Below are 9,528 nucleotides of genomic sequence, written 5' to 3'. Positions count from 1 at the left end.
CCTAGGTGCTGTTGACAAATGGGCTTTCCGTGGAGGTAACTGCGGAAGCCGCGAAACGCATTCGGAGAAGTAGGTTGAAACAACAGGCCGACGTTTGGTTGCAGCTTTTGGATGAAAGCACAGGTTCTTCGGTCATTATCGAAGATGACGGCGACAAGGCCTATGCATACCTCATGGATGCCGCAAAGGTGATTGTAAGCGACGTGTGGTTATATAATCGCGGTCCCGCTCCTGCGACAGAAGACTGGGGCGATCCCGCGAAGTTGCCGTTTTCAAACCCGGCAGAATACGTAAGCGATGTCAACTTCGAGCCAATAGCAACTGCCTCGGAAGTTTCCATCCAGTGGAAGCAACGCGCCAATTCGCCGATTGAGGCGCACCTCTCAGTGCGAGGGCAACTTTTCGCAATACTACAACAAGGCATTGCACCCGGGTGGTCACGCCTCGCCGTCAAGGATGGCCCGCTGGCGAAAGTGCTTGAGCCTCTTGCGGTATCGGAAACTCCCTGAGCCACGAGCATTTCAAGGTGATCGTTTTTTCCGGACTCGGGACAAAACTCGGACGGTTGTTCGTCGCCTGAGAAACCTGGATTTGTCGATCAACCTAAAGGCTTTTTTATCGGTAGACCCACCCTGGATGGCGGGAGTTGGGATGAAGGCTCTCACCCTATGAAGGGCGACGCCGTGATGCCAGAACAGGAAGTACCTCTGGCTTATCGACGATATCGGAGTCCAGGATAGGGCATAGCCAAGATGGTTTGTGGCATGTCTTGCACTCCTATCTCGATCAGTGGAATCGCACAGAAACAAGGCCCATCGGGCTGTATTCCGATCTCAATTTGGCGAGAGGCGCTGTGAGAGATCGGTTGAAGCCGCCCGGATTTAGAAGCCGCCCGGCTGGGTTTCAAGCAAGGCCTGTTACGCTCGGGAATATTTCTTACGAAAACGGATTTTAACTCGCCCCGGGGCATGGGGAGAAATTTGTCAACGCGACCTAGTAACCGCGTTCATCGTGGAGCCAAAAGAAGTGCATCCCATATCCCTTGCTCGGCCCAGCGACGGAACCGGACGTAGACTGAATTCCACTTTCCGTATCGCTCATGCATGTCAAGCCACGGGCAGCCGACCCGAAGGACATGCAACATGCCGTTCATGAACTGACGATTATCGTGCGAGGGTCGCGATTTACGGCCACGCTCGGCAGGAAGAAGTGGTTCCACGATCCGCCATTCTGCGTCGGTTAGGTCTCCACGTGCCATTGCTGCCTTCAACATGACCTAGGCTTAAAATCTGATCTCACTCAGTTAATTATATCAACGCCGGGCGGCACCTCTCCAGCCCTGAAAGCTTGGCGGTGAGCTTCATCGGCTAAATCCATTTTGAACTTCTTCCACTCACCCCCTTGCAATACTGACATCCACCATTCGCCTGAGACTTTGTTGGAGAACTGCCAGAGGATATGATATCCATCCTCGTTCGTGAATCCCTCTCCATCGGCCTGAATGATACCGCCAACCATCCCAAATATCCGGTCTCGCACAGCGTTGAGTATTTCCCAATCATTCGTTGTTTCGGCATAGATTTCGAATGCGTAGGCCGTCTGAACCTTGCGAAGATATTCCTGTAGCCACCTCGAAGCCGATGCGGGCGAGCAGCTTGTAATCTCGGCCAAAAACTCGTCGATTTCATCTCGACCCGACTCCCCCAATGCAACTCCACTTTTGAGGACCCGCACGACAGGTTCCGACTGAGAGTTCACCACCTCAAGAGCTGTCCACAGATTAGCATCGATGTCACCATCGAGCTTCGCATCAAATGGAGTGATTGTTTCGGCTAACGTAGTCGCAGGAATAGTTCTCGGGCTTTGGCTAAGAATTCGTGTCAAATAAGGCATATGTTGCTCCTGGAGAAATAGGTGTTGTGGTTGGCTTAACAGGAGAAACAACGAAGATCGACCCATCTTAACCCGACCTGCAAATGTTGTATGGCGCAATTTCCGGTCCGGTCCGGCTGCCCGCCAACAGCGGTCATGTCATTTCCACACTTGCCGCGAATTATCTCCTCAACCTTGACGGCGCCGTTAGAACGAAGGAGCATCTGAGAGTTCGAGAGGGCGTAACGAAAATCAGATGCTTCCACGGCAGCCGGTCTCCCAAACCTTGCACATATGTGACGTTAAAATCCTGCTGTTTGAGACATCGGGTAGCTCTCCTCGCACCGCGTCCCTCTGGGCCATTGATGGCAGCGACAATATTCTGTGGTGCGCCAACAAAGGCAACGGGATAGAGCAATACGTTGCTATTGATGAAGCTGATGGAAACCTTTTTGCAACAACCTTTAGCGGATGGCGGCATCAGATAGATATGCAGACTGGTTCGGTGATCGAGCAATGGTTTAGGAAATAAACTGGCGTCTCCCCATATCAAATGGCCGCTTTGGCCGAAAGGCCTCGTAGTACAGAAGCGCCAGAGACGGACTTTCGGAGCGCCTTACTTCTCGTGTGGAGCTACTACGGCAAATGCTTTCTGCGGAGATTGAGATGGAGACTGTGACCCTTTGGCGACCTGTAGGGCCGATTGAACTGGAATTGATAAAGCAGAGCGGCATGAGGACGTTTCCACCTCGACTGCCTGACCAACCTATTTTCTATCCCGTGCTTTCTCAAGATTATGCCATTCGGATCGCGAGGGATTGGAATGTCAACCGGGACGGTGCTGGGTATGTCACACGCTTCGAAGTTCTGAGCACGTTTCTGGCTGCCTACGCTCCGCAAGATGCAGGCGGCCAGGCGCTGAGGGAATACTGGATACCGGCCGACGACCTTGAAAATTTCAACGCAGCCATTGTGGGAGAGATCGTTGTGACCAAGGCGTTCGAACAAGACCAAAATGTTGTCGAGCACCACTGACCAAAGTCCGCCTCGGCCGAGACGCGTCTTCCGCTTCACACCAATAGGAGCCGAACGGAAGCTACAGTCCCATCATCTATCCGCAGGGCGTCCCTGGACGAACGAGATCGCCACCTTCTTCGCTCTGATGAACCCGTCCAACCCATAACAAGGTACCAACTCGATTTCGATGTCGGTCCGATCTTCCGGCAGGCTGTAATAGCTTGACCTCGGTCGGTTGCGCGTTGGAGGACGAGGCCCGCAATCACATTCTGGCCGCTAAAGCCGTTAAGCTGAAGGTCCATGACGCCTTCAAGGAAAAAGGTTACGACTGCGTGCTTGTCCAGCACGAAATATCCGTCTGGATCGACCTCGCCGGTCATGATCCAGCCATGCACCTTCAATCGCTGGACCCGGTTCTACGGAGGGATAGACTGAGGATTTCGCTGTCGTGGAACGTCGGAACCTCGCCGAACCATCGCAAAAGCTCATCCCCTTCAACCACGTCCGAATAATTCATCGACCAAGCCTCCCCGTGTCATAGAGCTTCACGTTATCAATCGGAGGAGTAACCCGAAAGGCTAACGTTCTCCGGATCGACTACCGCCAGCTCAGTAAAGCTTGGTGATGCCTTAGTCGGAGTTGGAAGCGACCCACGAGAAGCGAGGTTTGTTTCTCGAAATCACATCGAGGCAGTTGCCTCCGGTGACAAAAAGGTAGTGGGTCGATCCAGGTAGCGATATCTCGAAGAGTTCGCGTTGCGCAGCCCAGAAAGGGCTTCCTTCAACTCTGTAAGCAAAATGTTCAGGGACGTGTCCCACCTTTTCCATCCCATGCTCTTCCAGCGGCTGATGCATGTCATCGATGACCCGGAAGATGTCTACGTGAGGGAAGTACACTCTCAGATACTTACCCTGCCCACTTACCGAAAAATACGCCCGCAGTTCGTTCGCAGCTAGGTCAGGACGGTGCGTCATCTCAATGCGGTCAAGGTCGGCCGACGTCGCTCTTGCTCCGAGATCGAATTCCATTGCTTCAAACCTGATCAACGCGTCGCTTACCTATGTCCAAACATCGCCTTCGTCCGAAGCCGCATTGGTAGATGCTGTGCATGAAGACCGCAATAGGCCGAGTAGCGACCAGATGTGCTATTATCGTGCCGCCTGATGGAGGCGACGCGGTGGGAGGAGTGGCGGAGGCTTAGGCGCGGCAGCTATCTCGTCAATTGCCGTCATTCTTGAAATCGGTAGTATTCCAAGCCATCGTCAATGAAATGGTTGAAGCATGCTGAAAATAGATAGCGGGCGATTACACGACCCGAAAATCCTTTCCCCTATTGAGATTGCCAAGGAATGCGAGACGCGTGGACGATTGATTGTTCAGTTCAGCAGGCCAGAAGCCTATACGCCCGCGATTTTGGCGTCGCTGAACGAAGCCTGCGGGCTAGTCAAAGATCGCCTTMAAGTGCGATTTTTTGGGCATTACGGCGGGCGTTTCGATGCAATGACTCTCCGTCATCTGCCTGAAACACGTAACCTCGCAGTCGATTGTCTGACTGCAATTGACAATGAGGAGGAGATCGGACGGCTCCCAAATCTGAGGTTTCTAGACTTCGGGGTCTTCGAGCTGGACCGCCCCGACTTTCTGAGAACGATAGAACTTCGCCGCTTGGCACAGCTTTCGCTCGGTGAAAACCGCAAGCGGAACTTTGATCTTTCACCTTTGGCCGACTGCGAGTTACTGGACAGCCTTTTTATCCAAGGCCACTCAAAGGGTATCGACGGGTTGGAAGGCGTGCCTCGGTTGCGGACGTTGACGTTAAGTGGTTATGCCAAGAAACATGCGCTGAATTTTGTGAAAGGCATATCGACGCTGAAGGACCTGAAGTTGATCTTAGGAGGCCGTGCCGATATTGACGACCTGTCGAGCAAATCGCTTGAAATTTTGCACATTATCCGCGTGCAGGGCTTGGCAACGATGGGTGATCTGTCCCGGTTACCCGCACTATCATCGCTTCGCATTGAAGACCAGATTCAGCTAAAGCAGGTGGACTTGAACGGAGCGAGCCTCAAGCGGCTTGCGCTGATTAATTGCAAAAACCTGGCAGAGTTACCTGGACTGGATAAGCAGGATCACCTTCGGGAATTCTCAGCGTTTCGCGTAGCGCTCGATCTTGACGGCCTTCGTGATCGAGAGTGGCCTTCAGCTACACGATCCGTCAGGCTTTTTTCCGGCAAAAACAAATGGAACGAGGACGCAGCAGCTCAGCTTGCTGCGCGAAATCTCAACGAGAAGGGCGACCTCTGGGCTTGATCTGCCGCACTTCTCATCAGGTTTGATATGGCAGTATCGAAGTCCGCGTTGGGCCGGAAGCGGATCAGCACCCGGGTCACAAAGGCGGGCGGTGCCGCCGTGACGAACACACTGGTACAAAAGCGAGGGCATGAAACTCACCCTCAGGGGGAACTTGACAATGTCGAAACCTACTATGGTCACTATCGCAGAGTCTGGACGGGTGGGGCTGGAGGTAGCGGTCGAAGACGATGTGACGCCGTTTCTGAATCTCGGTTTTCAGGCGTCAAAAAATCATGAACGCGTTTATCTATTTCGCAGTCCTGATGAGACAGACGTCTTTTCCATGGTTGAACGCCTACGAGACATGGGAATCCCTCTTGCGACACATAGGCACGGTGGTGCTGACTACTTCGTAGAGGTAGCTCGTACTAAGGGGTTCGTTCGCGGCAAGTTCATCCGAGTTAACTTCTTCGGCAACGACTTCGATGCTGATGCCCCCTTCAAGGTTGAAGAGTTCTAACGGGATCATTGGAACGTCAAGGTATCTAGCTCCCGGCCGAACCGGGCAGCACCCGAGTCACTAACGCTGGTGGCAACTTCGCGCCATCTGCGGTCATTGCGTAGGCCACAAAAGTCTTTAAGCTCTGATCAACGACACAGTCGAATGCCAACGCCATAACTCAAGGCTGGAACGAGGCTGATCTAACCGAAAAATCAACTGGCTAATGATGCGATGGAACTGAAAATTGGCGCAGTCACGGCTCTTTCTTCCGGAGAAGTGTTTTGTATCGATATGGAGGCAGATGAGGGGTTCGAGACGGCCTCACCAGATGACGCTGATATCTGGCTGCAACTCGACATCGGACCGAAGGATGTAGATTGGGCGGAGACGTTTTCCATTAGGGTGGCAACGCCCAACAACGTGTCAACCGGCCCTAAAGAGCTGAAGAACTTACGCATTCATTCTTACTCATTCCAGACCATGAAAAGCTATTTGGTTACGGCCGTCGCAGCTTGCGAGCGCGAGACGTGGGAAGAATGCCTTTATGCGCTCCGGTCAAGGTTTCTCTGGGAATGGGACACGCCTAACAGGAAAAAGAGCAAAAAGTGACGAGCTGCAGCCAACTTCAATGATGGGCTAGGGCCGCTATCTCCCATATGCTGATGAGCCGACTTGGAAGCGGGTGGCCTTGCTAGTAGGGACTTAGTTTTCCCCGTTTTCGGATCGAGATGATGACGAACTACGATGATCTTGGTTCACTTGATGACTGGCTTCTAGGCCAGGCAATAGAGCAAGCTGAACAAGGCATCTCCATCGAAGACCAGCTTATCCCACAGACGGTGGTTAAGTTTGGTCGGCCTCACGTGTATCTTTACGCCACAGTGATCTTCGACGGAGAGGTCGGGAACGGCGGCGTGCGGCAATTTTTTGACAATTCGTCCGGTGCTTTGGCTCCGACTGTTCGTGATGCGCTGCAGGAAATGCTGTTGCCCGAATACGCGGACATCATGGGAGGGATTATCGATGCCTTCGGAGCGCCGTTTCCTCGCAGTCATCTTGAACGGATGAATCGGATCGACAACGACCCACAGCTCCAGATCAACTTCGACCGGGCGTCCGACGCCATCGACATCTGGAGCAGCGAGTACATCCTGGCTCGTGAAGCGTATGCGAAGAGAAGCCACCTACTAAAGTAACTCTGGCGAGCGCCCGTGATAGCTCCCGGGCGATTTTAGGCCGATAGCCGTAATCCTTCGGTCGAGGCAGCCAGGGCAACTGCATCATGGACCGAAATGAGCTGGCGGGTTTCCGCGCTTCCTATACCCTGGCACTATCGAAAGGCATTCTCAATCAGGACCACAATGAATAAACTCGGTTTCATTCAGCTCAATGAAGATTTGGAGGCAGCGCCTAATGCCCCTTCACTGGACGTCAAGTTTAGCGGCAGGACTGCCGAATTACGGTTCTTGCTGAATCCCGGGCGACAGAAATCGTCTTCCAGAGAGGCAGCAACAATTCGCTTCACGAACTGTAGCCGATGGAATTGGGATGCGACAAACGATCATGCATGGTTCTCTGGCAAAGGTAGATACGCCAAACAAACACCAAAATGGGGAGAATTCTATGAGGTCGTTGGGAAAGAAAAGCTAGGAGGCTGCGTCGACTGGGAGGTCATGAACGTGGACCCTGAAGGAGCCCGCCTTTTCCTATTCTACTTTCGCGACGAAACGCTGGAATTCATTGACACCGATTGGTCGATAGCTCGGGGGTCTTTTAGCCAGCTTAGCGGTAGCGCCTTGTCAGCGTCTAGATATCCAAAGAAGCTAAAGCTGCTTTGCGCGCCATAGCCGTCGAGAAGCGAGACGGTTCAGCGTTCATTGAACTACTTCAAGATCGACGGCCCGATGCGTTGATCAGCATCCCACGTGCGGTTAAGCTCCAACAGCAACTCGGCATGAGCAAATCCTGACCTGCCACGTTGAAACGACGGCTCCGCGTGAAAATGATGTAGTTTCCAGAGTTCCGTCATCAGCAATATCAGCAACTGTTTGCGTTTTGAGCGCGTCGAGAACGTCGGTATCGCCTCTGTTTTGTCCGGGCTTGCAAGTACGCCGATTTCTAGCGTCATGATATGCTGCTGCTCCGGGTCGGGATAAATGGCCAAGCGGTGCCCACCAGGCTCATCTAGGAAATCGACGCTTTCTGCTCGATTGGTCAGGATGGCGTCACAAAGCCTGAGAAGTCCCAGCGGGCCGTCGCTGAACACGTCGCTGATCTGAAGACTGAAGGATGTTCCGCCTTGGATGACGAGAAGGTCACTCCAGCCGTGCCGGTCTTGCGTAAAGCTAATGCCGATTGTGTCAGAGATTTCGTTTTGTCTCTATCCATGTCTTTGCCCACACCGATATATTCCGCCGCATAGTATGAACGATAGCTTTAGTCCGAGCTGGCTGTCGGGCGCTTCCATCCAGTAACCTCGCTCAAAAGCGTCGCTCGCGAACGGGAGTTCGGAAAGTATCAGGTGCGCAAGTTGTAGGGCGCAGAAGTCGTTGTTTGACGTTTCAATCTCGATGAGGAGTTTATTGAGGTCAACGTTCGGTATCGCAAGGCCGATAAGCCACTTATTCGGAAGGTATTTGTCCGGGTGTTGCCTGAACGCATGTACACACGCTTCTGCAAAGATTTGTTCGACGACATGCTTCTGGTTCTGCGGCCAGGCAAGCCAGTCTGCCGCCTTTAGCTTCAGAGCGATGACTTCAGGCTCAACGACAGCAGAGTCCACTGAAAGGTCCAGCAGGCGTGGAAGGAAATGGTTATAATCGTCAACAGACCCTACCGTCGTCAGGGCAGCCGCAGAGTATTCCTGTACGTCCTCAACTTCCAGAAGCCTCAATGGCTTGGACTTCAGTCGCTTCAGTAGCTTCTCCGGGTCGTAGCGGCGAGGTTTCAAGAGCCGTTGGCTTGCGATAGTGAGCGAAGGTTTCATAGCCTTGATCAAGAAGTCGTCGTAACGCAGGGGCGGGTGCATCAAACTCAGGCACGTGTTGTGGCGGCTTTTCCCCTTTAGCAACAATCGTCCTAACCGGCCATGCTTACGTCAGCTATAGATCGACCGGCTTAACGTATCCTCGACTGTGAATTCACGTTCACATGCCGATAATTTCTCGGTCGCCGGAGTTCCAGGCACAACCTTCGTCTGAACGTTGGCAAATTCGGACATGAGTTCAGAGCCGTGCGAACTATTGACGCTGGAGGTTCTATTGGGATGGAAAAATGGTGCTGCTAGAGAGATTTGAACTCTCGGCCTCTCCCTTACCAAGGGAGTGCTCTACCCCTGAGCTATAGCAGCGTCAGCCGGCGCGAAAGACCCGCGTCGTCGGCAGCGGCCTATTGCCATAGGTTCWCCGGCAGCGCAAGCCGCAAATTCCAAGTTCTTTGCCAACGGGTGGGGAAAACGTCGCTTCCGCTTTCAAGAATCCCGCTTTTTCGCTATGGAGGGCCATGGCGAATGATGACGAACGGCACGATTCCGAAGGTGGGGATACAGGCGAAGGCCGTGGCGACCGGCACCGCAAGGCGATGGAAGCCCGCGAAGCGCAGCGCAAGGCGAAGGCTGCGGCCAAGCTTCGCGAGAATCTGATGCGCCGCAAGACCCAGGCGCGGGCCCGCCGGGCGGGCGAGGAGGATCTGACCCAGGGACTTCCCGCCGCAGAACCGGGACTGCCTGCCGCAAAAACGGACGAATCATCGTAGCTTATGCGCCAGACGGGCTATTCGGGCAGGCCATTTTAGCAATCATTGAAGCAGCGGCGGATTTCGTTTAAGGACGCCTCCTTTCGCGCTCT

12 protein-coding genes, 1 tRNA gene and 1 pseudogene are annotated in these 9,528 nt (G+C 53.5%); 8 read left to right on the top strand and 6 right to left on the bottom strand.

Translation table 11 applies throughout. The annotated features are described in order from the left end of the window. Nucleotides 1–74 precede the first annotated feature (74 nt). Nucleotides 75–509: a hypothetical protein gene (locus tag AC1D3C_RS06895; protein WP_477482357.1), complete on the top strand. Its 435-nt coding sequence runs from the start codon at nucleotides 75–77 to the stop codon at nucleotides 507–509. 512 nt (nucleotides 510–1,021) lie between these two features. On the opposite strand, the pseudogene AC1D3C_RS06890 reads toward AC1D3C_RS06895, so the two are convergent. Further along, nucleotides 1,022–1,258, bottom strand: a pseudogene (locus tag AC1D3C_RS06890) (transposase); the annotation flags it as partial. A 41-nt stretch (nucleotides 1,259–1,299) separates the two neighbouring features. Next, nucleotides 1,300–1,893 (bottom strand): hypothetical protein, encoded by a 594-nt coding sequence (locus AC1D3C_RS06885; RefSeq protein WP_477482356.1) that lies wholly within the window; start codon nucleotides 1,891–1,893, stop codon nucleotides 1,300–1,302. A gap of 235 nt (nucleotides 1,894–2,128) precedes the next feature. On the opposite strand from AC1D3C_RS06885, the gene AC1D3C_RS06880 reads away from it, so the two are divergent. Beyond that, nucleotides 2,129–2,404, top strand: coding sequence for a DUF7957 family protein (locus AC1D3C_RS06880; RefSeq protein ID WP_247039155.1), 276 nt, complete (start codon nucleotides 2,129–2,131; stop codon nucleotides 2,402–2,404). Between the two features lie 134 nt (nucleotides 2,405–2,538). Then, entirely contained in the window at nucleotides 2,539–2,907 is a 369-nt protein-coding gene (locus AC1D3C_RS06875) for an ADP-ribosylation/crystallin J1 (RefSeq protein ID WP_247039157.1), read from the top strand. 611 nt (nucleotides 2,908–3,518) lie between these two features. Here the strand turns inward: AC1D3C_RS06875 and AC1D3C_RS06870 are convergent. Then, nucleotides 3,519–3,917, bottom strand: a complete 399-nt coding sequence (locus AC1D3C_RS06870) for a hypothetical protein (RefSeq protein ID WP_152564507.1) — start codon at nucleotides 3,915–3,917, stop codon at nucleotides 3,519–3,521. A 253-nt stretch (nucleotides 3,918–4,170) separates the two neighbouring features. On the opposite strand from AC1D3C_RS06870, the gene AC1D3C_RS06865 reads away from it, so the two are divergent. The 4 genes from AC1D3C_RS06865 to AC1D3C_RS06850 all read left to right on the top strand — a co-directional run bounded on the left by AC1D3C_RS06865 (nucleotide 4,171) and on the right by AC1D3C_RS06850 (nucleotide 6,879). Further along, nucleotides 4,171–5,199, top strand: coding sequence for a leucine-rich repeat domain-containing protein (locus AC1D3C_RS06865; RefSeq protein ID WP_477482355.1), 1,029 nt, complete (start codon nucleotides 4,171–4,173; stop codon nucleotides 5,197–5,199). Nucleotides 5,200–5,359: 160 nt separating this feature from the next. Then, nucleotides 5,360–5,701 carry a hypothetical protein gene (locus AC1D3C_RS06860; RefSeq protein WP_293409460.1) on the top strand — a complete coding sequence of 114 codons (342 nt, stop codon included), beginning with the start codon at nucleotides 5,360–5,362 and terminating at the stop codon, nucleotides 5,699–5,701. Nucleotides 5,702–5,914: 213 nt separating this feature from the next. After that, the gene (locus AC1D3C_RS06855) at nucleotides 5,915–6,292 is read left to right on the top strand and encodes an Imm8 family immunity protein (RefSeq protein ID WP_477482354.1); all 378 of its coding nucleotides are present in this window, start codon (nucleotides 5,915–5,917) and stop codon (nucleotides 6,290–6,292) included. 119 nt (nucleotides 6,293–6,411) lie between these two features. Further along, the gene (locus tag AC1D3C_RS06850; protein WP_477482353.1) at nucleotides 6,412–6,879 is read left to right on the top strand and encodes a DMP19 family protein; all 468 of its coding nucleotides are present in this window, start codon (nucleotides 6,412–6,414) and stop codon (nucleotides 6,877–6,879) included. Nucleotides 6,880–7,565: 686 nt separating this feature from the next. Here the strand turns inward: AC1D3C_RS06850 and AC1D3C_RS06845 are convergent. The 3 genes from AC1D3C_RS06845 to AC1D3C_RS06835 all read right to left on the bottom strand — a co-directional run bounded on the left by AC1D3C_RS06845 (nucleotide 7,566) and on the right by AC1D3C_RS06835 (nucleotide 9,032). After that, entirely contained in the window at nucleotides 7,566–7,949 is a 384-nt protein-coding gene (locus AC1D3C_RS06845; RefSeq protein WP_477482352.1) for a hypothetical protein, read from the bottom strand. A 114-nt stretch (nucleotides 7,950–8,063) separates the two neighbouring features. Beyond that, on the bottom strand, nucleotides 8,064–8,681 hold the full coding sequence (locus AC1D3C_RS06840; RefSeq protein ID WP_477482351.1) for a hypothetical protein: 618 nt from the start codon (nucleotides 8,679–8,681) through the stop codon (nucleotides 8,064–8,066). 276 nt (nucleotides 8,682–8,957) lie between these two features. After that, nucleotides 8,958–9,032, bottom strand: a tRNA-Thr gene (locus AC1D3C_RS06835). 152 nt (nucleotides 9,033–9,184) lie between these two features. Between AC1D3C_RS06835 and AC1D3C_RS06830 the strand changes: the two genes are divergently transcribed. Then, entirely contained in the window at nucleotides 9,185–9,436 is a 252-nt protein-coding gene (locus tag AC1D3C_RS06830) for a hypothetical protein (protein ID WP_040124531.1), read from the top strand. Nucleotides 9,437–9,528 lie beyond the last annotated feature (92 nt).

This window comes from Neorhizobium sp. P1_A6, assembly GCF_056406795.1.
This window is presented reverse-complemented; position numbering and strand designations above follow the sequence as displayed.